Origin of the sequence: Parahoeflea olei (assembly GCF_001703635.1) — a bacterium.
Taxonomy (GTDB): domain Bacteria; phylum Pseudomonadota; class Alphaproteobacteria; order Rhizobiales; family Rhizobiaceae; genus Hoeflea; species Hoeflea olei.
On record NZ_LQZT01000050.1, the window covers coordinates 177,910 to 201,825 of the forward strand.

20 protein-coding genes, 1 tRNA gene and 1 pseudogene are annotated in these 23,916 nt (G+C 67.3%); 10 read left to right on the top strand and 12 right to left on the bottom strand.

The window, feature by feature from the left end; genetic code table 11:
* Positions 1–677: pseudogene (locus AWJ14_RS22960) on the top strand (putative PEP-binding protein); the annotation flags it as partial.
* A gap of 28 nt (positions 678–705) precedes the next feature.
* Here AWJ14_RS22960 and AWJ14_RS21705 read toward each other — a convergent pair.
* The 3 genes from AWJ14_RS21705 to AWJ14_RS21715 all read right to left on the bottom strand — a co-directional run bounded on the left by AWJ14_RS21705 (position 706) and on the right by AWJ14_RS21715 (position 2,922).
* Entirely contained in the window at positions 706–1,125 is a 420-nt protein-coding gene (locus tag AWJ14_RS21705; protein ID WP_066184617.1) for an aconitase X swivel domain-containing protein, read from the bottom strand.
* Positions 1,122–2,363, bottom strand: coding sequence for an aconitase X catalytic domain-containing protein (locus tag AWJ14_RS21710; RefSeq protein WP_280949325.1), 1,242 nt, complete (start codon positions 2,361–2,363; stop codon positions 1,122–1,124). The genes AWJ14_RS21705 and AWJ14_RS21710 overlap by 4 nt, the downstream gene beginning before the upstream one ends.
* Positions 2,364–2,493: 130 nt before the next feature.
* A complete protein-coding gene (locus AWJ14_RS21715) occupies positions 2,494–2,922 on the bottom strand; it encodes a hypothetical protein (RefSeq protein ID WP_066184622.1) in 429 nt (142 codons plus the stop codon).
* A 182-nt stretch (positions 2,923–3,104) separates the two neighbouring features.
* On the opposite strand from AWJ14_RS21715, the gene AWJ14_RS21720 reads away from it, so the two are divergent.
* The gene (locus AWJ14_RS21720) at positions 3,105–4,013 is read left to right on the top strand and encodes a DUF1499 domain-containing protein (protein ID WP_066184623.1); all 909 of its coding nucleotides are present in this window, start codon (positions 3,105–3,107) and stop codon (positions 4,011–4,013) included.
* Between the two features lie 7 nt (positions 4,014–4,020).
* Here AWJ14_RS21720 and AWJ14_RS21725 read toward each other — a convergent pair whose 3' ends face one another.
* Positions 4,021–4,935 (bottom strand): MBL fold metallo-hydrolase, encoded by a 915-nt coding sequence (locus tag AWJ14_RS21725; RefSeq protein ID WP_066184625.1) that lies wholly within the window; start codon positions 4,933–4,935, stop codon positions 4,021–4,023.
* A 190-nt stretch (positions 4,936–5,125) separates the two neighbouring features.
* Here AWJ14_RS21725 and AWJ14_RS21730 point away from each other — a divergent pair, with 190 nt between their 5' ends.
* Complete coding sequence (locus AWJ14_RS21730) at positions 5,126–5,707, top strand: biotin transporter BioY (RefSeq protein ID WP_066184627.1); 582 nt, start codon at positions 5,126–5,128, stop codon at positions 5,705–5,707.
* Positions 5,708–5,940: 233 nt separating this feature from the next.
* Positions 5,941–6,014, top strand: a tRNA-Gln gene (locus AWJ14_RS21735).
* A 94-nt stretch (positions 6,015–6,108) separates the two neighbouring features.
* Here the strand turns inward: AWJ14_RS21735 and AWJ14_RS21740 are convergent.
* The 4 genes from AWJ14_RS21740 to AWJ14_RS21755 all read right to left on the bottom strand — a co-directional run bounded on the left by AWJ14_RS21740 (position 6,109) and on the right by AWJ14_RS21755 (position 9,994).
* On the bottom strand, positions 6,109–7,176 hold the full coding sequence (locus AWJ14_RS21740; RefSeq protein WP_066184629.1) for an ABC transporter ATP-binding protein: 1,068 nt from the start codon (positions 7,174–7,176) through the stop codon (positions 6,109–6,111).
* On the bottom strand, positions 7,176–7,964 hold the full coding sequence (locus AWJ14_RS21745; RefSeq protein ID WP_066184631.1) for an ABC transporter permease: 789 nt from the start codon (positions 7,962–7,964) through the stop codon (positions 7,176–7,178). Before AWJ14_RS21745 ends, AWJ14_RS21740 begins: the two co-directional genes overlap by 1 nt.
* Entirely contained in the window at positions 7,961–8,860 is a 900-nt protein-coding gene (locus AWJ14_RS21750; protein ID WP_066184634.1) for an ABC transporter permease, read from the bottom strand. Before AWJ14_RS21750 ends, AWJ14_RS21745 begins: the two co-directional genes overlap by 4 nt.
* A gap of 75 nt (positions 8,861–8,935) precedes the next feature.
* Positions 8,936–9,994, bottom strand: a complete 1,059-nt coding sequence (locus tag AWJ14_RS21755; protein WP_245304422.1) for an ABC transporter substrate-binding protein — start codon at positions 9,992–9,994, stop codon at positions 8,936–8,938.
* Between the two features lie 504 nt (positions 9,995–10,498).
* Between AWJ14_RS21755 and AWJ14_RS21760 the strand changes: the two genes are divergently transcribed.
* The 5 genes from AWJ14_RS21760 (at position 10,499) to AWJ14_RS21780 (ending at position 15,320) form a co-directional block, all read left to right on the top strand.
* A complete protein-coding gene (locus AWJ14_RS21760; protein ID WP_066184638.1) occupies positions 10,499–11,290 on the top strand; it encodes an inositol monophosphatase family protein in 792 nt (263 codons plus the stop codon).
* 161 nt (positions 11,291–11,451) lie between these two features.
* Positions 11,452–11,847 (top strand): hypothetical protein, encoded by a 396-nt coding sequence (locus AWJ14_RS21765; protein ID WP_083220431.1) that lies wholly within the window; start codon positions 11,452–11,454, stop codon positions 11,845–11,847.
* A gap of 185 nt (positions 11,848–12,032) precedes the next feature.
* A complete protein-coding gene (locus AWJ14_RS21770) occupies positions 12,033–12,521 on the top strand; it encodes a copper chaperone PCu(A)C (protein WP_066184639.1) in 489 nt (162 codons plus the stop codon).
* 344 nt (positions 12,522–12,865) lie between these two features.
* Positions 12,866–13,591 (top strand): Crp/Fnr family transcriptional regulator, encoded by a 726-nt coding sequence (locus AWJ14_RS21775; protein ID WP_066184641.1) that lies wholly within the window; start codon positions 12,866–12,868, stop codon positions 13,589–13,591.
* Positions 13,592–13,712: 121 nt separating this feature from the next.
* Positions 13,713–15,320, top strand: a complete 1,608-nt coding sequence (locus AWJ14_RS21780) for a GMC family oxidoreductase (protein ID WP_066184644.1) — start codon at positions 13,713–13,715, stop codon at positions 15,318–15,320.
* Positions 15,321–15,405: 85 nt separating this feature from the next.
* Here AWJ14_RS21780 and AWJ14_RS21785 read toward each other — a convergent pair whose 3' ends face one another.
* Positions 15,406–17,106 (bottom strand): methyl-accepting chemotaxis protein, encoded by a 1,701-nt coding sequence (locus tag AWJ14_RS21785; protein ID WP_066184646.1) that lies wholly within the window; start codon positions 17,104–17,106, stop codon positions 15,406–15,408.
* Between the two features lie 366 nt (positions 17,107–17,472).
* Between AWJ14_RS21785 and mog the strand changes: the two genes are divergently transcribed.
* Positions 17,473–18,000: a molybdopterin adenylyltransferase gene (gene mog, locus AWJ14_RS21790; protein ID WP_066184649.1), complete on the top strand. Its 528-nt coding sequence runs from the start codon at positions 17,473–17,475 to the stop codon at positions 17,998–18,000.
* Between the two features lie 39 nt (positions 18,001–18,039).
* On the opposite strand, the gene AWJ14_RS21795 is transcribed toward mog, so the two are convergent.
* The 3 genes from AWJ14_RS21795 to AWJ14_RS21805 form a co-directional block, all read right to left on the bottom strand.
* Positions 18,040–21,261, bottom strand: coding sequence for an efflux RND transporter permease subunit (locus AWJ14_RS21795; RefSeq protein WP_066184651.1), 3,222 nt, complete (start codon positions 21,259–21,261; stop codon positions 18,040–18,042).
* Entirely contained in the window at positions 21,258–22,229 is a 972-nt protein-coding gene (locus tag AWJ14_RS21800; RefSeq protein WP_066184652.1) for an efflux RND transporter periplasmic adaptor subunit, read from the bottom strand. Before AWJ14_RS21800 ends, AWJ14_RS21795 begins: the two co-directional genes overlap by 4 nt.
* Positions 22,230–22,461: 232 nt before the next feature.
* Positions 22,462–23,625, bottom strand: a complete 1,164-nt coding sequence (locus AWJ14_RS21805) for a DSD1 family PLP-dependent enzyme (protein ID WP_066184654.1) — start codon at positions 23,623–23,625, stop codon at positions 22,462–22,464.
* Positions 23,626–23,916 lie beyond the last annotated feature (291 nt).

Genomic DNA, 23,916 nt, shown 5'->3' on the forward strand with positions numbered 1-23,916 from the left:
GCAACACCGCCCGCCGAAACCCGATGCTCGGCCATCGCGGCTGCCGTCTCGCCGTGTCCTACCCGGAAATCGCCGAAATGCAGGCGCGCGCGATCTTCGAAGCCGCGGTCGAGGCCGCGAAACTCACCGGCGCGCCGGTGGTGCCGGAAATCATGGTGCCGCTGGTGGGGCTGCGTGAGGAGCTCGATTTCGTCAAGGCGCGGATCGATGCGGTGGCGCGCGACGTGATCGGCGAGTCGGGCGTCGACATCACCTATCTGGTCGGTACCATGATCGAATTGCCGCGTGCGGCGATCCGGGCGCATGCCATCGCCGAGGTGGCCGAGTTCTTCTCCTTCGGCACCAACGACCTCACCCAGACCACGTTCGGCATTTCCCGCGACGACGCGGCCTCGTTCCTGATGACCTATCAGCAGAAGGGCATCATCGAGCACGACCCGTTCGTGACGATCGACATCGACGGCGTCGGCGAACTGGTGCGCATCGCCTCCGACAAGGGCCGCTCGGTCCGCCCCGACATCAAGCTCGGCATCTGCGGCGAGCACGGCGGCGACCCGGCCTCGGTCAGGTTCTGCGAAAGCGTCGGCCTCGATTACGTGAGCTGCTCCCCGTTCCGCGTGCCGATCGCGCGCCTGGCAGCCGCCCAGGCGGCAATCGAGAAGGCGCGCACGGCTTAAGGGCCACTGTATATCCGTGCGCGCACCTCTATTGGGACGGGGTGATCCGCAACGCATCCGGGCCGGCGTCGATTTCGAGCCGGAGCAGGGTAGACAGTCTTTGCCAGTCGCCCCGGTCGCCCACCGCGATAACCGGGCAGTCGATGCGGTAGAGCATCTGCGCGACCAGTGCGCCGGTGGCGATGATGGCGTCGGCATCGAGCAACAGAAGCGCGGCCGGCGCGGTGCCGCGCCGGATCGCCTCTGCAAGCACCGAGGCGCCCGAGGACGAGCCGCGGCCGCGTTCCATCGCCACGATCAGGCCCGTCAGGCAGGCGCCATGCTGCGGGTGAAACCGGTCAATGACCTTGCCCGTGGCGCTGTCGAACCCGCCCCAGAAGCTCAAGGGCTCGTCGAGCCGGAGCATGCCGCCGGAAGCGTGGCCGTGAACCAGCGCCCGCGCGCTCATGCCCGGACCACCCGTCCGGCCTTGGCTGAGACCATCGTGTCGGCAAGCGTGCCGAAAGCGACATCGACGCCGAGATTGCCCGGCGCGTAATAGGCCCATTTGCCCGAATTCGTCATCACAGCCCCCGAAAGCTCGCGGAGGATGGCGGTCACATAGGTGCAGGTGTCGACCACCACGGTCACGCCCGCGGCCTCGAGCCGCGCCGCGCGCCCGTCGGCCACGAGCCGCTCCCATGCGTGCCGGCCGGTGTTGACATAGATTGGCACGGCAAAGGGCGCGGCGTCGAGGAACGGCATCAACCGGTCGAACTCGGCGAGCGAAAAATGCGGGGTGCCGAGGGCAACGGCCGTGAGCGCCGACCCGTCTGGCACGGTGGACAGCCCGGCAAGGATTGCGGAAACCTCCGCCGGCCCGAGCCGGGTTGCGACAGGGACGTCCTTGCCGCCGGTGGCGGTGGCGAGATCCGGCGCCTCCGGCGTCAGGCCGACCGCGTGGAACATCGCCACGCTGCCTGAAGAGGCTGCCGCCGCGCCGAGCGCCTTCAGGTCGTCCTCGCTGGTGCAAGCGGGCAGGCCGGTGATGGCGGCGATGGTCTCGCCGCAGCTGCGTCCGAGGCTGAGCCCGGCGGCCACGGCGATGCCGCCGGCCTGGTCGGCGTCCGCGTCCTCGAACCCGACCAGTTCCAGGATCGCCCCGGCCCGGCGGTTCTCGTTCCGGTGCAGGCCGTAATCGGGCACCCGGCCGGTGAGGGCGCAGGCGAGATCAATGAAATCGCCATAGCGGTTGGTGCGCGCGCCGATCACCGAATTGGCGAACACGATGGCGTTGGATTCCGCCCAGGCGACCTGGTCGCCGAGGCGTGGCCGGAACAGGGTCTGGTAGGGCGCACAGGTGAAGCTCGGCGTGCAGCCAAGCTCGACATGCGCTTCCATCAACCGCTTGCCCGCCGAGCCGAGCGCGGGGTCGCCGATGAAGAGGTCTGGATGGATCAGATCGACCGAGCCGACATTGAGCGTGGTCGGCACCTTCACGCGCCCGCCCAGGCTCACGAACCGCTCGACGAAATCGAGGCTCGCCTGGCCGTGATAGAGGCAGCCGTCGACATGGGCGCAAACGCAGTCGATCAGCCGGCTGGCGCCGACGGCGCGGGCAAAATCGAGCACCAGTCGCACTGCGTCGGCCGCGGCCGCGCCGTGGGCGCCGTCAAGCATCTCCTGATCTGTCCGGCTGAGCTGCACCGTCGTCCCCGCTGCGTGATTGCAGGCCGAGACTAGCCTATCCGCGCCGCAGCGGGCAGGGAATTTTCATCTCAAACGGCCAGGGCGCGCGCGGGGTCCGGTTGGGGCGTTCGAGACGGGTGCCCGCGGGTCAGAGCTGTTCGAGCACGCCCACGAAGGCACGGGCGAAGTCGACCAGGCCCTTGGTGCTCGCATCGGCTTCTGCCGCGCGCACCCGGTCGCCCTCCGCGCTCAGGAGCACGAGGCCGAACCGCCCGCCGTCAGCGCGCGACAGGCAGACGACAGCAATGCGCTGCGCGTCGTCGGCGAGGCCCGAGGCCGGAAGATCGAACAGGAACTCTCCCTCGACGGTGCGCGCGGCCGCCCGCACCGCTTCGCTGAACCCGTGCGCGGACACATCGTTGAGGTCGAGCGCCAGCTCCAGCTCGACGAGATCGAGCGGCATCGGGCCGGGGGAGGGCGCCTCGAAGCTGAAATCGGCGTCGGACTCGGGTGCGGCAGCAGGGCCGGGTGCGGCTGGCGGCTTGGAATGGGGCATCGGCGTGCCGTCGGTCGTCATTGGCGAATCTCCTTCGGCAAGCTGTGCTTGGCCGATCCTGTCGCCCCCCTTGCCGGCAAGCTTCGTCGCCAAGCATGGCTGAAGTGTGGCGCTTGCCGCGCCTGCCGCGAGCGGCTAAGGAAAACCACCTGAAAGGGCTGCGCATCCCGCGTGGCCCAGCTCCCGGAGACCCGGCCAGACCCATGCCGTTCCGCCCGCAACGACCAAGCTCCGTCGCCGCCGCCTGGTCCCGCAGGCTGGGCCGGTTCGCGCTTTTGCTGGCGGTGATGGCGGTGGCGTTGCACCGCGCAGGCATTCTGGTCCTGCCCAATGCCGTTGCCGCAGTGCTGCTGGCCGCGTTCCTGGCGGTCGTCGTGCTCGGCCTGTCGCTGATCGGCTTCTTCATGCTCTGGCGCATCGGCGCCAAGGGCGGCCATGCGGCGTTTTCCGGCATGGTGCTGGCGCTGATGGTTCTGGTTCCCGTCGGCCTTGCCGCCAGCCGCTATGTGCTGCTCCCCGCGATCCACGATGTCTCCACCGATCTTGCCAATGCGCCGCAATGGCTCAACGAGCCGCCGGTCAAGGCCTCCTGGCTGCCGCGCGCCGACGGCGACACCGCCTCAGCCCGGGCTGAGCAGGCGGCCGCCTATCCGCAGGTCACCGGCCGCCGCTATGACGGGGCGATCGACCGCGTGCTGCAGGGCGTGCGTGCCGTCGCCCAGGAGCGGAAATGGAAGCAGGTGGACAATATCGGCGTGGATCTGCTGGTCGACGGTCTCGAACCGGCGAGTGACGCCGGCGAGGCTGCGGTGCAGTCCACCGGCGTGGCCGATCCGGCGCGCGCGCCGATTCCCGTGCCGCGCCCCGATATCGAGAACGCCGCCCCCGAGCCGGTTCCGACCTATGCGCTGATCCAGTACGAGAAGAGCACGCTGATCCTCGGCATTCCCCAGGACATCCTGATCCGGCTGGTCGAGGAGGAGGCGACGACCTTCGTCGACATGCGGGTGGCGACCCGCGACGGCAATCACGATCTGGGGCTGAATGCCGAGCTGATCCGATCGTTCCTGCGTGATCTCGACATCCGGCTGCTCGGCATCGCCGGCAGCTGAGCCGCCCTCAGGCGGTCCGGTAGACGCCGCCAATCGCCGGCGGGCCGTCGGTGATGACTTCGCCGCGGCTGACCAGGTCCTCGAGATGCGCCAGCACCGACAGCGCGGCCGCGCCGTGCAGCCGCGGATCGGTGTCGCGATAGATCGCCTTGACCATGTCGGCAATCAGCCGGTCGCCCTTTTCGACGCGGGCGAGGATCGCCCGCTCGCGCATGCGCCGGTGGGTCTTGAGCGCCCGCACGAACTGCCGCGGCTCCCTGACGGGGCCGCCATGGCCGGGCAGGTAGGCGCTGTCATCGCGGTCCGAAAGCATGTCGAGCGAGGCCATGAAATCGCCCATCGACCCGTCCGGCGGCGCGATGATCGTCGTCGCCCAGGCCATCACGTGATCGCCCGAAAACACGGTTCCCGTGTTTGCGAGCGCGAAGGCCGCATGATTGGCGGTGTGGCCCGGCGTGTGCAGGGTCTCGATCTCCCAGCCGTCGCCGGAAATCCGCTCGCCATGGCCGGCCGCGATGTCGGGCCTGAACGCCATGTCCGAACTCTCCGCCAGCGGATTGACCTCGCCCGCATGCAGCGGCCGCGCCGCCCGGTGCGGCCCTTCGGCGACGATCTGCGCCCCGGTTTCCGCCTTGAGCCGGGCCGCAAGCGGCGAGTGGTCGCGGTGGGTGTGGGTGACGAAGATGTGGCTGACCGGACGCCCGGCGATGGCCGCCGTGAGCGCCTGCCAATGGCTCTCGTCCTCCGGCCCCGGATCGATCACCGCCAGCGTCCCGCTGCCGACGACATAGCTGTTGGTGCCATGGAAGGTGAGCGGCCCCTGGTTGGGCGCGGTCACGCGCAGCACATCCTTCGCCACCGGCACGGCGCTGCCGTGGGCGGGCTCGAAGCTCTTGTCGAAGTCGGGTTCCGGTTCGCTCACGCGGACATCTCCATTTCCTGGCAGGGCCGGCACCGGCCGGGGCGGGCAAAACGGCGCATGCATGGCGGGCGTGTGTGGACGGCCGCGGATTTGGGCCGGACTGTCTTGCTGTCAGCCCGCGAAGTCAATATACCGTTTTCAAGACGCGGCTTTGACAGCCGCAACCTGCCAACCATCCGGAGACCGATCCATGGCCATTGCACCCGCCCGCTCCTTCGTCGAATCCAATGCGCCCGAAGGCACCGTCGCACGCTACGCCACCTATGGCGCGCTTGCGCTCGCCGGCAGCCTGCTGATCGCCATCGCCGCCAAGATCACGGTTCCGTTCGGCCCGGTGCCGGCCACGCTGCAGACGCTGGCGATCTTCGTCATCGCCGCCGCCTTCGGCCGCAAGCTCGCGCTCGCCACGCTGACCCTCTACATGGTCGAAGGCGCGCTCGGCTTTCCGGTGTTCACGCAGGGCGCGGGCCTTGCCTATTTCGCTGGCCCCACCGGCGGTTATCTCGCCGGTTTCGTGATCGCAGCCGGCCTCACCGGCTGGGCCGCCGACCGCGGGCTTGACCGCAACGCCTTCAAGCTGTTCGCCGTCAACCTCGCCGGCACCGCCATCATCCTGGCGCTCGGTGCCGCCTGGATCGCGCTCGCCTTCGGCCCCGAAAAGGCCCTTGCCTGGGGCGTGGGTCCGTTCATCGCCACCGACGTGATCAAGGCCGCGCTCGCCGCAGCCGTGGTCCCCGCCGGCTGGCAGATCGCCACCCTGTTCCGCCGCTAAGGCGCACGGCCCGCGGGTCCGGGCGACCCGCGGCCCGCCAAAACCTATAACCCGCCGGACCCCGTGTCCGGCGGGTTTTTCAATGCCGCAAAGCACCGTCGCCGCGCGCGAGAATCCTGCCCGGAACCGATTTTCCGCGCTTGTGATCGCCGCCGTCTTTTGCTATCCCCGCGAGGCCTTCGGCGCTTAGCCGGAGCATCGCCGGCGGGCCATCACTGGCCCGACTCGCGTGTTGGGGCGTAGCCAAGTGGTAAGGCAGTGGTTTTTGGTACCGCCATCCCTGGTTCGAATCCAGGCGCCCCAGCCAGTTTCCAGTCAAGCAGAAACCCGGTTCTCGTGACCTCCGTCGACCGCGACGGTCGACGCACGGGCTCGAATGGCTGGCCTTCCACCGAGCACTGTCAGTCCGTCAGCGCCAGCACCGTTTCCGGCGCGAAATGCACCTCGATCGTGTCCCCGGGCGCGGGCGGTGTGCGGGTCGGGTCGTTGAAGGTGTCGAGCGAGAGCTGCTCGTCGCCGATGTGTAGCTTGATGCGGATCACCGCGCCCAGGAAATTGACCGAATCGATCCGGGCCGAGAGCGTGCGGTCGCCCTCGCGGCGGTCGCGGCGAAGCGATTCCGGGCGCAGCGCCAGCCGGATCCTGTCGCCGGTCCTGACCGAGGCCGGAAGCGGCAGGCCGGCGATCGTTTCGCTGCCCACGCTGGCGGCACCTTGCGCGGCGTCGGTCACGGTGGCGTCGAGCTGGCTCAGGGTGCCCACGAAGCCCGCGACGAAGGAGGTGCTGGGGTGGTTGTAGATCTCGGCCGGCGTGCCGATCTGCTCGATCCGGCCTTGGTTCATCACCATCACCCGGTCCGACATCGACAGCGCTTCTTCCTGGTCGTGGGTGACGAAGATCGTGGTGATGCCGAGATCCTGCTGGATCGCGCGGATTTCCTCGCGCAGCGAGACGCGGATCTTGGCGTCGAGCGCCGACAGCGGCTCGTCGAGCAGCAGCACCGTGGGCCGGGGCGCGAGCGCGCGGGCGAGCGCCACGCGCTGCTGCTGGCCGCCCGACAGTTGCCAGGGAAAGCGCTCGGCCAGTTGCGGCAGCTTGATCAGCGCCAGCATTTCCTCGACCCGGCTCGCGATTTCGGCGCGATTGACGCCCGCAACCCGGAGCCCGAAGCCGATATTGTCGGCGACGGTGAGGTTCGGAAACAGCGCATAGGACTGGAACACCATGCCGATATTGCGCTGGCTCGGCTTCAAATAGGTGATGTCGCGGCCGTCGATGCTGATCGAGCCGGTGCTCGGCGTCTCGAAGCCCGCCACCATCCTCAGGATCGTGGTCTTGCCGCAGCCGGACGGCCCGAGAAAGGAGACGAATTCGCCGCGGCCGACGGCGATGTCCGCGTCGCGCACCACCTGCAGCGCGCCGAAGGATTTGGAAATGCCCTTGATGGACAGATAGGGAGCTTCGGTCATCAGTCTTTCACCGGTGTTGCAGGTTTGGGCGCGAGCCGCGCGACAAGCTGGATCAGCCCCATGCAGGCCCAGGTGATGCCGAAGGCGATCACGGCGAGCGCCGCGGGCTCATAGGCCCGGTTGGCGCCCAGGAGCTGCATGTAGGGGCCGAAGGCGGGGCGGTTGAGGAGGGCGGCCATGGTGAACTCGCCCATGACGATGGCAAGCGTGACGAAGGCGCCCGACAGCACCGCGACGAGCACATTGGGCAGGATCAGCCGGCCGAGGATCGTGGCCCAGCCCGCGCCGAGCGACTGCGCGGCTTCCGTGAGCGTGGTCACGTCGATGGTCCTGAGGCCCGTGTCGACCGCGCGGTACATGTAGGGCAGCGACAGCGTCGCATAGCCGAGCATCAAGAGGATGTTGGTGCCGAGCGTCGAGCCCGTGAGCGGCAGCCAGCTCGAGGTGTTGTAGAGCCGGATATAGCCGAACACCACGACGATCGCCGGGATCACCAGCGGCAGCAGCGTGACGAACTCGACATAGGGCCGCGCCCGCGGCAGCTTGAGCCGCACCCAGTAGGCCGTCGGCACCACCAGCAGCACGCCGAAGATAATGGTGAAGACGGCCATCATCACCGAATAGCTGAAGGTCTCCTGGAAGCGCGGATCGGCCAGCACCTTGGCATAGGCGTCGAAGGAGTAGACGCCGCGCCGCATGCGCAGCGAGAATTCGGTCATGCCGACCAGCGGCAGGATGAAATAGAGCATGCCGAAGGCGATCGCCGCCCAGGCCCAGAAGCGCTTCATTTCTGCCACCTCTCGGAGCGCGCCCGAAGCACGATGTAGATCGTGTTGGCGATGCCGGTGACGACGATCATGCCGAAGGCGAGCGCATAGCCCAGATGCGGATCGCCGAGCACGTCGCCGCGGATCTGCGCGAACAGCAGGATCGGCACGATGTTGAGCGAGGATCCGGTGAGCGCGATCGCGGTCGCCACCGCCCCGAAGGCGTTGGCGAACAGCAGCGCCATGGTGCCGAGGATCGCCGGAAACAGGATCGGAAACGCCACCATCCGCCAGTATTGCGGGCCGGTTGCGCCGAGGATTTCGGCCGCTTCGCGCCACTCCCGCTTGAGCCCGTCGAGCGCGGGCGTGATGATCAGGATCATCAGCGGGATCTGGAAGAACAGATAGGTGATCGTCAGCCCCCAGAAGCTCAGGATGTTGAAGCCGAGAAGCCTCAGGTCGATGCCGAGATTGCTCTTGAGGAACACGGTGACGAGGCCGATCGGGCCGAGGGTCGCCAGGAAGGCGAAGGCCAGCGGCACGCCGGCGAAGTTCGAGGCCACGCCCGAAAAGGTCAGGAGCGGCCCGCGCACCGCCTTGGGAAGCCCGCCGAGCGTCATCGCTGCCGCCATCAGGAAGCCCACCAGGCAGCCGAGCGAGGCCGAGGCGAGCGAGATCTTGATCGACACCCAGTAGGCCGAGCGGATCGAGGCGGTGTTGAGGCCGATGATGTTGTCGAGGGTGAAGCCGCCGCCGGCGCTGCGGAACGCGCCGATCACGATATACATGGTCGGGGCCAGCAGGAACAGCGTCACGAAGGCGAGGAACGGAACCAGGCCGAGCCAGTCGAGCGGAAGCCTTTGGCGAAGCGGCACGTGGCCGGGCGGTGGGGTCTCGTGGGGTCGCTGGAGGGTCATCGAGCCTTGCATGTCGCGCGGGAATGAAATCAGCCGCCCCGCGACTGGCGCGGGGCGGCCGTTGATCGGGGTTACTTATTCGACATTGGCGCCGACGACGGAATCCCAGCCGGCCACGACGGCTTCCTTGTTGGCGTTCACTTCATCCAGCGTCGGGAAGTAGGCCTTGGCATAGGCTTCTGCCGGCGGCATCTTGTCGAGCAGGTCCTGCGGGATCACGCCGCGGGCGGCCATGTCGTTGAAGCGGATCGGGTGGCAGTAGCCCTTGAGCCAGCCGAGCTGGCCTTCGTCCGAGTAGAGATATTCCATCCACAGCTTGGCGGCGTTCGGATGCGGCGCATAGGCGCTGATCGCCTGCACATAGACGCCGGCGAGCACGCCGGTGGACGGCACCACGACCTCGACCGGCGGGTTGCCGGCAAGCGTGTCCTTGGCCGACAGCGCGTTGTAGTCCCACATGGCGACGATCGGGGTCGCGCCCTGGGCCAGCGTGCCGGCCTTGCCGATCACCGGCACGAAATTGCCGGCCTTGTTGAGTTCGGCGAAGAACTCGAGGCCCTTCTCGCCGGCTTCCTTGCCGGCGGCGCCGCCCTTCGACAGGCCCGCTGCGAGCGCTGCGAGGATGGCCTGGTTGGAGGCGCGCGGGTCACCGGCAAGCGCCACCTGGCCGGCATATTCCGGCTTCAGCAGGTCGGCCCAGTCGGTGGGGGTGTTTTCGACGAGGTCCTTGTTCACGAGGAACGCCATCACGCCGTAATAGTCGCCATACCAGTAACCGTCGGCATCCTTGGCGCCGTCGGGGATCGAATCCCAGGTGGAGACCTTGTAGGGCTGGGTCAGGCCTTCGGCCTTGGAGGACGGGCCGAAGGCGAGGCCGACGTCGATCACGTCGGGGGCCTGCGGGCCGGTGTTGTCCTTGTTGGCCTTGATCGCTTCGATCTCGTCGGCCGAGCCGGCATCCGGGTTGAGTTCGTTGACGGTGATTTCGGGGTATTTCGCCTTGAAGCCGGCGATCACGTCGCCATAGCCGCACCAGTCATGCGGCAGCGCGATGGTGGTGAGCATGCCCTCGGCCTTGGCGGCGGCGACCAGTTCATCCATGTTCTGGCTGAAGGCGGCTCCCGCAAAATTCATCGAGAAGGCGGTGGTGGTCGCAAGCACCACGCCAAGCTTTTGAAGTCTGGACATATCGAACGCTCCTGTTTCCGCCGCAGCGGTAAGTTTCTTGCCTGTTCCGAAAGGGTAGGCGGCGGTTGAATCACCGCGCCCGAAGCACCTAAGCGCCGTGCATGACGGCAGCATGACAGCCACGTCCGACGTGCCCCCCGAGGCGATCCAACTCCATTTTCCGGGTTTCTGCAATAGAGAAGGTGGAGCCCGGGCCGCGACGCCCGCGGTGCGTGCGGCGCGGCGTCTGGCCGATGCGGCGGCCTTGTCACCCGCCCTGCACAGCCATTATTTGCAGTGGCTTTGCCCGGGGCGACCTGCTAGATCATGCGGCGATCGGGCGGAATCTCCCGATGCTGATAAGGTGCAGTGGATTCAACGAGATAGAGCGTCCACGAAGCAGCCTCAGCGGACCTGTGGCGCGCTGGCGGCAAAGCTGTCGCCGGGACAGTCGTCAAGAGTATGAAAGTGATGGAAGCCGTGTCTGAAAGACTTGAATTCGCCCTCGATATTGCCCGCCGCGCAGGCGATTTCGCCAATGCCCATTTCAAGGCCTTCGATTCCCTGGTGATCGAAAGCAAGGGCCATCAGGACCTCGTCTCCAATGCCGACAAGGACACCGAGACGTTGGTGCGGGCGGCCATCGAGGAGCGCTTTCCCGACGACGGCATCGTCGGCGAGGAACACGGTCGCAAGCACGGCACCAGCGGCTATGACTGGGTGATCGACCCGATCGACGGCACCGCCAATTTCGTCCGCGGCATTCCGCAGTGGTGCGTGGCGATTGCCGTCGCCCACCAGGGCAGGACGGTGATCGGCGTGATCAACGAGCCGAGTTCGGGAGAAGTGTTTCATGCCTTGCGCGGCGGCGGCGCGTTCTGCAACGGCAAGCCGGTGCGCGTCTCGCAGGCCACCCGGCTCGACCAGGGGTCGATCGGCACCGGCTATCCCGTGCGGCTGCGCACCAACAACATCGTGCGCGTGATCGAGCAGATCGTCGGTGCCGGCGGCGTGTTCTTCCGCAATGCCTCGGGCGCGCTGATGCTCGCCTATGTCGCCAGCGGCCGGCTGATCGGCTATATCGAGGAACACATGAACAGCTGGGACTGCGTGGCCGGGCTGCTGATGATCGAGGAGGCCGGCGGGCGCATTCTGGTCCCCGATCCCGAAACCTCGCTCGACAACGGCACCCGGGTGATCGCCGGCGGCCCGCAGGTCTTCGACGCGATCGAGGCGATCGCCAGGGACTGCTTTCCGGCCTGAACGGGCACGCGGCCCGTGCCGGGGCGCGCTTCTGATCGGGTGCTGACCCGCGAGGGGGCCGCGCGGCGGGGCGCAGGCGTTATCGCGGGGCCGCGAAAATGCCTTGTCCTGGCCGGGGGCGCGGTATAACACTTTCGCCGAAGCGAGGAGCGGGTCGGGCAATGATCGGCGCAAAAGGCATGATGAGTGGACGCGGGCTGGTGCGCATTCTGTGCGCGCTGTCGCTGATGCTCGTGGCCTTCGCCCACCGCCCGCTGGCCCTCGCCCAGAACGGCCCGGCCTTCGCGCCGGCCGAGATCGCGGCATTCGCGCTTCCCGACGGAACGCTGCCCGATCTGTGCCTGAACGGCGAGGACGGTCCTCGCCATTACGCCGCCACCCATTGCGAAGCCTGCCGCATCGTCTCGGCGGTCGATCTGCCGGTCCCCTTTGCCGGTGCAGAGATCACCCGCTGGTTTGTCGCAGCCGAGCTGGCGGTCCCCCAGGACGCCACGCTCGCCTATCCGGCCTTGCGGCCCGGTGCTTCGCCGCGCGCGCCTCCGGCCCGGATCGTCTGAGCCCGCCCCGTCCGACGCGGTCGCTCTCGCCCGACGCCGCAACCCGTACCCAGGTTCGCTGAACCTGCGGGCTTTCGGCCCGGGCCATGTCTTCACCCCTTCAATTCGGCCAGGGAACGGTCCAGACCGCTTCCGGCTTATCCATCAAGTCGCCCGGTCCGGGCGCATCCAACAAGGCAATCATCATGAAGCGTATCGCTGTTCTCCTTTCCGCCGCCGTTCTCGGCCTCTCCTCGCTCGCGGCCTCCGCGCACGAGTTCAAGCTCGGCTCGCTCGAGATCGACCATCCCTATGCGCGGGAAACGCCGCCCAATGCCCCGGTGTCGGGCGGCTACATGACCATCCGCAACACCGGCAGCGAGCCCGACCGGTTGGTCTCGGGCGAAGCCGCCTTCGCCGAACGCGTGGAGATCCACGAAATGACCATGGACGGCGACGTGATGAAGATGCGCCAGCTCACCGATGGCCTCGAAATCCCCGCCGGCGGTGAAGTCGTCCTCAAGCCGGGCGGCTACCACATCATGTTCATCGGCGTCGACAGCCAGTTCAAGGCCGGCGAGAGCCGCAAGGCTACCGTCACCTTCGAAAAGGCCGGCAGCATCGAGCTCGATTTCTCGGTCGAAGACATCAAGGCCGTGCCGATGGACCATGGCAGCATGAAGCACGGCGGCTGAGGCCACGGCGCCCGGCATGCGGGATGCCGCATGTCGCCGATTCCCGGCCGGGCGGTCCGTTCGCGATCGCCCGGTCCCCGACCCCGATCGCCGCTGCGGCAGGCCGCGGCCGGGGCTCCGGTGAACACCGGTGGCGCCCGGTCGGGCGGAGCGGCTGTCATGCCCGCAGACTGGCCGCTTTTGCCCCGCAAACGTGGGATTCTGTCAAAAGTCAGCCGCGACTCGAACCTTCGCAGGGCTTGCACCCGACCCGCACGAGGCGCAAGATATGTCCTGAAGCTGCGACAACTTGCATCTTTTGAAGTGTTCTAAGGTGGGCTAGGGTGCGCCCAGGCAGGAGCATCATGGATATCAAGCGCAAAGACTTCATCATTTCGGACACCCCCGCGCTGTGCCAGGCTTGCGAAAGCCGCCATCGCGGGGTTTGTGGCGCTTTGAGCAGCGACCAGCTTCTGCAATTGAGCCGACATTCGCACCGCCGTGTGGTTCCGCCCGGGACCGAACTGGTGGGCGAAAGCACCCGAATCAATTCCTACTCCAACATCATTTCCGGCGTGGTCAAACTGTCGAAGATGATGGCGGACGGCCGCCAGCAGATCGTCGGACTGCAATTCGCACCGGATTTTCTTGGCCGCCCGTTCCGCAAGGAAAACGGGGTCAGCGCCGAGGCCGCGACCGAAGTCACGATCTGCACCTTCCCCCGCACCGTGATCGAACGCATGATCGGCGAAATGCCGGAGCTCGAACACCAGCTGCTCGAGCAAACGCTGAACGAGCTCGACGAGGCGCGCAACTGGATGCTGACGCTGGGCCGCAAGACCGCGGCCGAGAAGGTGGCGAGTTTCCTTCTGCTGATCGCCACCCACGCCTTTCCCGAAAACGAACGCGACAGCGTCGAGTTCGAACTGCCGATGAGCCGCATGGACATCGCCGATTTTCTCGGCCTGACCATGGAAACCGTGAGCCGCCAGCTTACCAAGCTACGTGGCGAAGGCATCATCCGCATCACCAGCAACCGCCATGTCGAGGTTCCCGACATCTCGCGCCTGTCGGATCGCGCGGGCTTCTGATCGGTCCGGCCGCCGCAGGGCCGGCGTCGTGCGCGGCCCCTCCTGATCGCTTCCGCCATCTTCCCGAACCCGCCGCTTGTGGTCTAGGCTGCGCGCGGCTGGCTTTTGGGAGGGAGTGGGCATGGAGGAGTTCGACTATGTGATCGTCGGCGGCGGATCCGCGGGCGCGGTGCTCGCGGCGCGGCTGAGCGAGAAATCCGGCGTCACGGTCTGCCTGATCGAGGCCGGTGGTGAGGGCAGGGGGCTTCTGGTGCGCGCGCCGCTGGGCCTGATTGCCATGCTGCCGGGGCGGCCCAAGATCAACAACTGGGCCTTCGCCACCGTGCCGCAGCCGGGACTTGGCAACCGCCGTGGCTATCAGCCGCGCGGGCGGGGCCTCGGCGGATCGAGCGCTATCAACGCCATGCTCTATGTGCGCGGCCATCCCTCCGACTATGACGACTGGGCGCGGGCGGGCTGCGACGGCTGGGGATGGGCGGAGGTGCTGCCGCTGTTCCGCCGTTCCGAACGCAACATCCGCGGCGCCGATCGGCTTCACGGCGATGCCGGCCCCTTGCAGGTGGCCGAGCAGCGCAGCCCGCGCCCGATCACCCATGCCTTCCTCGAAGCCGCGGCCGAGATGCAGATCCCGCTCAACGGCGATTTCAACGGACCCGAGCAGGAGGGCGCGGGCCTCTATCAGGTGACCCAGTTCTGGCAACAGGACCGGCAGGGCGAACGCTGTTCCGTGGCCGCGGCCTATCTTCACCCGGTGATGGGTCGGCCGAACCTCAGGGTCCTGACCAGCGCGCACGCGACCGGCGTGGTGATGGACGGCTTGCGCGCCACCGGCGTGCGCTATCGCCGCGGCGGCAGCGAGCACCGGGCGATGGCCCGCGCCGAGGTGATCCTGTGCGGCGGTGCCTTCAACTCGCCGCAGCTCTTGATGCTGTCGGGGATCGGGCCGGGCGAGCACCTGCGCTCGCGCGGCATCGAGGTGCGCCGGGATCTGCCGGGCGTGGGCCAGAACCTGCAGGACCATCTGGATTACATCTATACGGCCAGGACCCGCGACACCGACGTGCTGGGCCTCGGGCTGGTCGGGATGTGGAAGCTGATGGGGCATCTGCGCGCCTGGCGCCGCGACGGCTCGGGCCTGGTGGCCTCGCCCGGAGCCGAGGGCGGCGCCTTCCTCAAGTCCGAGCCCGGTCTCGACCGGCCGGACCTGCAGCTGCATTTCGTTCCGGCGCTGGTCGATGACCATGCCCGCAAGCTGCATCCGGGTTATGGCTATTCCTGCCATGTCTGCGCGCTCCGGCCGCATTCGCGCGGCGAAGTCGGTCTCGACGGGCCGGACCCGATGCGTGCCCCGCGGATCGATCCGAAATATCTCTCCGATCCGCGCGACGCCGATCTGCTGCTCAAGGGCGCGCGGCTGACGCGGCGGATCATGGATGCGCCGGCCATGCGGAAGTATCGCCTGAAGGAGGTCTATACCCGCGAGGGCATGGACGATGCCGAACTGATGGCGCATATCCGGGCCCGCGCCGACACCATCTACCACCCGGTGGGCACCTGCCGCATGGGCCGTGATGCGCACGCCGTGACCGATCCGGAGCTGCGCGTCCATGGTGTTGAGCGGCTGCGCGTGGTCGATGCCTCGGTGATGCCGACGCTGATCGGCGGCAACACCAATGCGCCGACGGTGATGATCGCGGAAAAGGCCGCCGACATGATCGCCATGCGGTAAGGCGTTTCAAGCCGCGCGGCTGCACTTGGTCCCCGCGGAGCCGCCGCCCGGCCGGGGGCGGGCGTCGGGGCGCGGGCAAACCCGCTCAGGCGGCCGACTTGTGCGCCGGGGCCGCGGCGGCGGGATCGGCGGACCGCTCGCCCTTTGCGGGGCCGAGCCGGAACCGCCCGATCAGGTCGAACAGCGACTGGGCTTCCTGGGCCAGGCCATGGGTCGAGGCGGTGGTCTGCTCGACCATCGCGGCATTCTGCTGGGTGCCCTGGTCGATCACGGTCACGGCCTGGCTGATCTCGCTGAGCGCCGCCGACTGTTCCCGCACGCTCGCGGCGATGGCGCGGATGTTCTGGTCGATGCTCTGCACCTTGCCGACGATCTCGCCCAGTGCGCCGCCGGCATCGTCGACCAGCGAGACGCCGTGACGGACCTGGTCGTTGGACGAGGTGATCAGATGCTTGATGTCCTTGGCGGCATTGGCCGACCGCTGCGCCAGTTCCCGCACTTCATGCGCCACCACCGCAAACCCCTTGCCGGATTCGCCCGCCCGCGCCGCCTCGATCCCGGCATTGAGCGCGAGAAGATTGGTCTGGAAGGCGATCTCGTCGATGGCGCTGATGATCTTCGACATTTCCTGCGACGAGGATTCGATCAGGCTCATGGCCCGGATCGCCTCGGCGACGATTTCGCCTGAACGTTCGATGCCGGCGCGGGTTTCCGCCACCAGCTCCGCTGAAGCGCGGGCGTTCTGGGTGGTAACGGAGACATTGGTGGTGGTCTCTTCGAGGGCGGCGGCGGTCTCTTCGACCGAGGCCGCCTGCCGCTCCGTCCGGCGGGCGAGATCGTCGGCTGCGGTGCGGATCTCCTGCGACCCCGAGGCGATGCTGCGGGCATTGAGTTCCACCGCCTGCATCGTCGCGCGCAACTCGGCCAGAACCTCGTTGAAGTCGTGCCGGATGCGCTCCATGGTCGGCACGAAAGGCCGCTCCAGGCTGTGCGTCAGGTCGCCCTTCGCCAGTGCGCGCAGCGAACTGGCAAGGTCGGAGATCGCCACCATCCGCGCCGTCACGTCGGTTGCGAACTTCACCACCTTGACCACTTCGCCGCGGTCGTTGCGGATCGGATTGTAGGCGGCCTGGATCCAGACTTCCCTGCCGGTCTTGCTCAGGCGCATGAATTCGTTGGACGAGAACTCGCCCGCCGCAAGCTTGCGCCAGAATTCGGCATAGTCGGGGCTTTTCACATAGGCCGGGTCGCAGAAGATCCGGTGGTGCTTGCCGACGATCTCGGAGAGGTCGTAGCCGAGCGTCGCGCAGAAATTTTCGTTGGCGGTGAGGATGGTGCCGTCGGGCGCAAATTCGATGACGGCCTGCGAGCGCGAGATTGCCGCAAGCTTGGCGTCGTCCTCGATCGCCTTGCGCTTGCTGTCGGTGATGTCGGTGGCGATCTTGACCACCTTGACCGGCTTGCCGCCCCGGAACACCGGATTGTAGGAGGCTTCGATCCAGATCTCGCGTCCGCCCTTGCCGATGCGCTTGTACTGGCGCCGGTCGTAGTGGCCTGCGGCGAGATTGGCCCAGAACTGCTTGTAGCCTTCGCCGGAAACTTCGGCGGGATCGACGAACATGCTGTGATGCTTGCCGATGATCTCCTCTGGCGTGTAGCCGAGGGCCTGGCAGAAATTCTCGTTCGCGGCCAAAATTTTGCCTGTGAGATCGAACTGGATCATCGCCTGGGACCGCGACAACGCGTCCAGGATGCTGTTGGAATCGGTAGGGAAAGGCAAGGCCATCATGTTTCCTTCCGGCGTGGCGCGACGCTTACGAAGTTTGATTGTTTTCAGGCATGTATAACTTCCGAGGGATGCAAACTCGTCTCCGCTCCGACCGGTATCGGCTGCGCCAACCGTCTGATGGGGCAGGGACTATTTGTTCAACCTATGATTTCAGCAAGAATTTAATAATGTAATAATAAGCATGTTCGAGAAATACTGCCGGCGTGAGCTTCGCTCTCTTCCGGCCGCAGTCACCGGCCGCTCGCCTCGCAGCGGTTCGGCGCGCACACGCGCGGCGGGGTGGTTGCCATATCGACGCGAATGAGGAATCTGTTCCCGGTGACGATCCCGTCGCTTCGCATCGCATTTTTCAGGAGCCATCCCATGACCGTCCGCATCGCCGTCCTTACCGTGTCCGACCGCGCGAGCCGCGGCGAGTACGAGGACCTGGGCGGCCCCGCGGTCAAGGCCTGGCTCGAACGGGTGATTTCGAGCCCGGTCGAGATCGCCATCCACGTCATTCCCGACGGCTTGGAGAGCGTGCGCGACACGATCGTCAAACTCTGCGACGAGGACGGCGTCGACATGGTGCTGACCACCGGCGGCACCGGCCCGAGCCCGCGCGATCTCACGCCCGAGGCGATGCAGGCCGTGATGGAAAAGGAGCTTCCGGGCTTCGGCGAACTGATGCGCAAGGTGAGCCTCGAGCAGGTGCCGACCGCGATCCTGTCGCGCCAGACCGCGGGCACCCGCGGCAAGACGCTGATCGTCAACCTGCCCGGAAAACCCGGCTCGATCGACATCTGCCTGACCGCCGTGTTCCCGGCCATACCCTTCTGCCTCGACCTGATCGGCGCGGGCCGGATCGAGACCCATGAGACGATCCTGAAAGCCTTCCGCCCGTCGAAGTGACGGGCGGGATGTTTTCCTCCGGATCCGGATGCGTTCCGGTCAGGTCCGGAGCACCCGGTAGATCGCCGGGATCACCAGCACCGTGAGCGCCGTCGACGAGGCGAGCCCGAACAGCAGCGAGATCGCGAGCCCCTGGAAGATCGGGTCGGTCAGGATCACCGCCGCGCCGATCATGGCGGCAAGGGCTGTCAGGATGATCGGCTTGAAGCGGATCGCGCCCGCCTCGATCAGCACCGGCGTGAGCGGCGTGCCCGGCACATGGGCGTGGCGGATGAAGTCGACGAGCAGGATCGAGTTGCGCACGATGATGCCCGCGAGCGCGATGAAGCCGATCATCGAGGTCGCCGAGAACGGCGCGCCGAACAGCCAGTGGCCGGCGAGAATGCCGATGAAGGTGAGCGGCACCGGCGTCAGGATCACCAGCGGCGCCTTGAACGAGCCGAACTGGGCGACCACCAGGATGTAGATCCCGAGCAGCGCCACGCCGAAGGCGCCGCCCATGTCGCGGAAGGTGACCCAGGTGACCTCCCATTCGCCGTCCCACAGCAGCGTCGGCGTGCTCTCGTCCGCGGGCTGGCCGTGCAGTGCGATCACCGGCTTTTCGAGCCCGGTCCAGTCCATCCGGTCGAGCGCGTCCTGCACCGCGAGCATGCCGTAGAGCGGGGCCTCGTAGTCGCCCGCCATCTCGGCCAGCACCATTTCGGCGGCGCGGCCATTGTGGCGGAACACCGGGTAGGACGAGGTCTCGCGGGTGACCTTGATCACGTCGCCGAGCTCGACCACGCTGCGGTCGCCCGGCAGCACATTGGCCGGGATCGGCGTCGACAGGAAATCCTCGTCCACCAGCCGCTCGCCGCGCGGCCGTTCGAGCCGGATGGTGATCGGCGCGCGCCCTCCGCCGCGGTGGGAATAGCCCACGGTCTGGCCGGTGTTGAGGATCGAGATCGTGTCGAACACGTCCTGCTCCTGCACCTTGAAGAATTCGAGCTCGTCGGTCGACACCCGCACCCGGGCGCGCTCGGCGGGGTTGCCCCAGGAATTGTCGATGTCGACGATGAAGGAGGCCGAGCGAAAGGCTTGTTCCACGCGCCGGGCGGATTCGCGCCGGGTTTCGGCGTCGGGGCCGTAGATCTCGGCAAGCAGCGTCGCCATCACCGGCGGGCCGGGGGGCGGCTCGACCACCTTCAGGCTCGCGCCCTCGGGCAGCGGGATCGCGCCGATGCGGGTGCGGATGTCGAGCGCGATCTCGTGGCTCGAGCGGTCGCGCTCGCCCTTGGGCGTCAGGTTGAGCGCGACGTCGCCGGTAAAGGAATCGGCGCGCAGGAACGAGTGCCGCACCAGCCCGTTGAAATTGAAGGGCGCGGCGGCGCCCGCATGGGTCTGCACCGACTTGACCTCGTCGAGCTTCAGCACCTCGCGGGCGACCGCCTGGGCCACCGCGTCGGTGGTCTCGACGGAGGTGCCCTCGGGCATGTCGATCACCACCTGGAGTTCCGACTTGTTGTCGAACGGCAGGAGCTTGACGGTGACGTGCTTGGTGTAGAACAGCGACAGCGAACCGAGCGTGAGCGCGCCCACCACCAGGAGGAAGACCCAGGCGCTCGCCTTGCTCGAGAGCACCGGTCGCGCCACCGCCCGGTAGAGCTTGCCGAGCGCGCCGCCACCAGAGACACCATGGCCGTCGCCGCCGGCATGCCCGTGATGCATCGGCGCACGGCCGGCGATCTTGAGCATCAGCCAGGGGGTGACCATGACCGCGACGAAGAACGAAAACACCATGGCGGCGGACGCATTGGCCGGGATCGGGCTCATATAGGGGCCCATCATGCCCGAGACGAACAGCATCGGCAGGAGCGCTGCCACCACGGTCAGCGTGGCGACGATGGTCGGGTTGCCGACCTCGGCCACCGCCTCGATCGCCGCCTTCTTGCGGTCCCGGCCGTCGCCCATGCCCCAGTGGCGAGCGATGTTCTCGATCACCACGATGGCGTCGTCGACCAGGATCCCGATCGAGAAGATCAGCGCGAACAGCGACACGCGGTTAAGCGTGTAGCCCATCACGCGGGAGGCAAACAGCGTGAGCAGGATCGTCACCGGGATGACGATCGCCACCACCAGCGCCTCGCGCCAGCCGATCGCGAGCCAGACCAGCACGATGATCGAAACTGTGGCGAGGCCCAGGTGATAGAGCAGCTCATTGGCCTTCTCGTTGGCGGTCTCGCCGTAATTGCGCGTGACTTCGATCGCCATGGACTCCGGAATGAGCGAGCCTTCGAGCGCCTCGGTGCGTTCGAGGATCTGTTCGCCCACCAGCACTGCATTGGCCCCGGCGCGCTTGGCGAGCGCCAGCGTGACGGCGGGCCTTCGGTCGATGCCGCCGTCTGCGCCGCGCGTCACGGTCGCCACGATCCGCGCCGCGTCGTCGGAGGTGAAGGACACATCGGCGAGATCGCGCACATAGACCGGCCGGCCGTCGCGGGTGGTGACCAGCAGGTTGCCGATCTCGGCGGGCGCATAGAGCGTTTCGCCGACCATCAGGTCCGCCGACTGGCCATCGATCGTCACCTGGCCCGCGGGGAAGGCCTGGTTCGCACCCGTGACCTTGGCCGCGAGTTGCTGCAGCGTCACGCCGTTGAGCGCGAGCCGCTTGGGATCAGGCGCGATGCGGATGATTTCGTCGGTGTCGCCCACCAGATAGGTAAGCCCGACATCGTCGATCTTGGCGAGTTCGGTGCGGAGCTGGCGGGCAATGCGGGTCAGATCCGTGGCGGTGACCGCGTCTCCGGCCGCGTCGGATGGCGTGAGCGTCAGCGAGACGATGGCGACGTCGTCGATGCCGCGGCCGACGATCATCGGCTCGGGGATGCCCACGGGGATGCGGTCGAGATTGGCGCGCAGCTTGTCATGCACCCTCAGGATCGCCGAATCGGTCTCGGTGCCGACGATGAAGCGCGCGGTCACCATCACCTTGTTGTCCGACGTCTGGGAATAGACGTGCTCGACCCCGTCGATGCTCTTGACGATGGTCTCGAGCGGCTCGGAGACGAGCTTGACCGCGTCTTCGGCCTTGAGCCCGGGGGCCGAGAGCATGATGTCGACCATCGGCACGGAGATCTGCGGCTCTTCCTCGCGCGGCAGCGTCATCAGCGCCACCAGCCCGAAGGCGAAGGCGGCGAGCAGGAACAGCGGCGTGAGCGGCGAGACGATAAAGGCGCGGGTCAGCTGGCCCGCAATGCCCAGTCCGGAGGAATGTTGGGTCATGGCAGCACCACCGTTTCGCCGGCCTGAGCGCCGCTGATGATCTCGACCATGCCCTCATGCTCGCCGGTCTGCAGCGCGCCGAGAATGACCGTGCGCTCCACGGTTTCCCCGGCATGATTCCGGACCGAGAGGAAATCGATGCCGTGACGGGTGCTGACGGCCGCGGCGGGGGCGAGCAAGGCGGCGCGCTTGCCGACCGGCACTTCGACGAGCACGCGGGCATTGACGAAGGCGGTGTCGAGGCGGTCGACCTCGACATCGGCGATCACCCGTCCGTTGTCGATCTCGGGATAGATCTTGGCGAGCCGACCTTCGCTTTCCCCACCCTCGGTGGCGATGCGGATCTCGGCGCCCGCTTCGAGCTCGCCGGCAAAGCGTTCGGGCACCGCGAGACGGAGGAAGAACCCGCCGGAGCCAATGGTGGCGATCGCTTCGCCCGGCAGGATCACCGAGCCGCGGGTAGCGGGCACGGTCAGCACCCGGCCGTCGGCGGGCGCGATCACCGCGCCTTCCGTCTCCTGCTGGGTCAGCACCGCGCGGCTTGCCTTGGTGGCGGCGATCTGGTTGCGGATCACCTCGACATCGGTGGCAAGCTGGGCGAGCCGCTGGCGCGTGACCACGCCCTGGTTCACCAGCGTGTCGGCGCGCTTGTATTCGGCCTCGGCGGTCACGAGCTGGGCCTCCAGCGCTGCCTGTTGGGCATCTTGGGCGGCGATCTGGAAGGCGATCTTGTCGTCCTTGACGAGCCCCAATTGCTGGCCCGCCGTCACCAGATCGCCCTCGCTGATCGAAAGGTCCGCGATCACGCCGCCGATGCGGGCACGTGCGGGCACCACGTCGCGCGATTCGACGCGGGCCTGCACCGCTTTCCATTCGGTGATCTCGGTGGGGGCAAGCGTCAGGGTCTCGGCCCGGACCAGGGCCGTCGTGGCGGTAAGAAGGAGGAGGGCAATGCTCAGATGTTTCATGGGATGCCTCGCTGCAAGGAGTGTCCGAGTGGGGTCCGCGCAGACTGCTTCCGACGCGCCGGAAGAATGCGCCGAACCGGCCGCGAGAACCCCGTTGCGATGTATATAGGCGCTTATATATAAGATCGCAAATATAAAATGAATGGCGCGGGAACGCGCTGCTTCAAACCCGGTGCGGGCCGGGCCGGCCGGCCGGCCAGTCAGGTCATGTCCGGCCCCGAAAGCGGCGGGATCACCAGGCCTTTCCGCGCGCCGTCACCGGCCAAAGGCATTCGACCCGGTCGTCGCGCACACCGACATACCAGTCATGCAGGTTGCAGGTCGGGTCGCAATGGCCCGGAATCAGCCGCAGCCGGTCGTTGATCCGAAGCACGCCCCCGGGGTCGCTCAGCGTGCCGTGCTCGTCGGAACAGGCGACATAGGTAACGCCGTCAGCGCCCGCGACCACCGGCAACCCGCTGTCGAGCGACAGCACCTTGAGCCCGGCGTCGCAGATCGCCCGGTCGCTGCGCACATGGCTCATCACCGAGGTCAGCACGAACAGCGCGTTTTCGAACCCCGCCTCATCGAGCCGGCGGCCGTCCGCATCGCGCACCTTTCCGTAATCGGCGTCCATGAAGGCATAGGAGCCGCATTGCAGCTCGGTGTAGACGCCGGAGCTTCCCTCGAACCGGTAGCTGCCGGTGCCGCCGCCGGTCACGGTCTCGCAGGCGGTGCCTGTGGCTGTGAGCGCGTCAAGCACCGCGCGCACGGTTGCGAGCGCCGCCTCGAATTTCGCCTTGCGATCGGCGTGCGAGACGAGATGCTGCATCGCCCCCTGATAGGCCTGCAGGCCGTCAAACACGAGGCCCGGCGCAGCCCCGATCGCCCGCGCCAGCGCCACCGCCTGGTCGGGCGTGGTGACGCCGCAGCGCCCGGCGCCGCAATCGAGCTCGATCAGACAATGGAGCGTGGCGCCGTGCCGCAGCGCGGCCTGCGACAGCGCGGCCACGTTCTCAAGATCATCGACGCAGCAGCTGATGCGCGCGCCGAGCACCGGCAGCCGTGCCATCCGGTCGATCTTCAGCGGATCGCGCACCTGGTTTGAGATGAGAATGTCGGACATCCCGCCGCGGGCGAAAGCTTCCGCCTCCGAGACCTTCTGGCAGCAGATGCCCGTGGCCCCGCCGATCGCGTGCTGGAGCCGCGCCACGTCCACGGACTTGTGCATCTTGCCATGCACCCGCAACGCCACGCCCATGGCTTTCGCCTCGTCCGCCATCTTCACGAGATTGCGCTCGAGCGCGTCGAGATCGAGGATCAGGCAGGGGGTCTGGATCGTTCCGAGTTCCATGCCGGGCAGGGCCGGGATGTCGAACCCCACCTCCAGCCCGTCGAAAATGGCGCTGCCGGTCACATCGGTCTCCTTTGCCGCTCCTGGAACCTCATCAGTGGCGCAATTCGGGCCGAAATGCCAGTGCGCGCGCTTGACCGCGCGGGCGCGCTCGGGTGAGGTGGCCCGGTCCGCAGAGCCGAGAGGAGAGCCGCGCCGATGAGATGGGCCCTTGTTGATTTCCGTCACCCGTTCTTCCGGCCGATGCTGCGCCGACTCATCGTCTTCGCCGTCGTCGCGGCCTGGACCGTCGTCGAGTTCATCGGCGGCTCTTTCGTCTGGAGCGTGTTTTTCCTGGCGCTGACGGCCTATCTC

Coding starts and splice junctions, on each gene's coding strand:
- AWJ14_RS21705 (WP_066184617.1), bottom strand. CDS start 1,125: ATGAGCGCGCGGGCGCTGGTTCACGGCCACGCTTCCGGCGGCATGCTC.
- AWJ14_RS21715 (WP_066184622.1), bottom strand. CDS start 2,922: ATGACGACCGACGGCACGCCGATGCCCCATTCCAAGCCGCCAGCCGCA.
- AWJ14_RS21720 (WP_066184623.1), top strand. CDS start 3,105: ATGCCGTTCCGCCCGCAACGACCAAGCTCCGTCGCCGCCGCCTGGTCC.
- AWJ14_RS21730 (WP_066184627.1), top strand. CDS start 5,126: ATGGCCATTGCACCCGCCCGCTCCTTCGTCGAATCCAATGCGCCCGAA.
- AWJ14_RS21740 (WP_066184629.1), bottom strand. CDS start 7,176: ATGACCGAAGCTCCCTATCTGTCCATCAAGGGCATTTCCAAATCCTTC.
- AWJ14_RS21745 (WP_066184631.1), bottom strand. CDS start 7,964: ATGAAGCGCTTCTGGGCCTGGGCGGCGATCGCCTTCGGCATGCTCTAT.
- AWJ14_RS21750 (WP_066184634.1), bottom strand. CDS start 8,860: ATGACCCTCCAGCGACCCCACGAGACCCCACCGCCCGGCCACGTGCCG.
- AWJ14_RS21755 (WP_245304422.1), bottom strand. CDS start 9,994: ATGAATTTTGCGGGAGCCGCCTTCAGCCAGAACATGGATGAACTGGTC.
- AWJ14_RS21760 (WP_066184638.1), top strand. CDS start 10,499: ATGGAAGCCGTGTCTGAAAGACTTGAATTCGCCCTCGATATTGCCCGC.
- AWJ14_RS21765 (WP_083220431.1), top strand. CDS start 11,452: ATGATCGGCGCAAAAGGCATGATGAGTGGACGCGGGCTGGTGCGCATT.
- AWJ14_RS21770 (WP_066184639.1), top strand. CDS start 12,033: ATGAAGCGTATCGCTGTTCTCCTTTCCGCCGCCGTTCTCGGCCTCTCC.
- AWJ14_RS21775 (WP_066184641.1), top strand. CDS start 12,866: ATGGATATCAAGCGCAAAGACTTCATCATTTCGGACACCCCCGCGCTG.
- AWJ14_RS21780 (WP_066184644.1), top strand. CDS start 13,713: ATGGAGGAGTTCGACTATGTGATCGTCGGCGGCGGATCCGCGGGCGCG.
- AWJ14_RS21785 (WP_066184646.1), bottom strand. CDS start 17,106: ATGGCCTTGCCTTTCCCTACCGATTCCAACAGCATCCTGGACGCGTTG.
- mog (WP_066184649.1), top strand. CDS start 17,473: ATGACCGTCCGCATCGCCGTCCTTACCGTGTCCGACCGCGCGAGCCGC.
- AWJ14_RS21795 (WP_066184651.1), bottom strand. CDS start 21,261: ATGACCCAACATTCCTCCGGACTGGGCATTGCGGGCCAGCTGACCCGC.
- AWJ14_RS21800 (WP_066184652.1), bottom strand. CDS start 22,229: ATGAAACATCTGAGCATTGCCCTCCTCCTTCTTACCGCCACGACGGCC.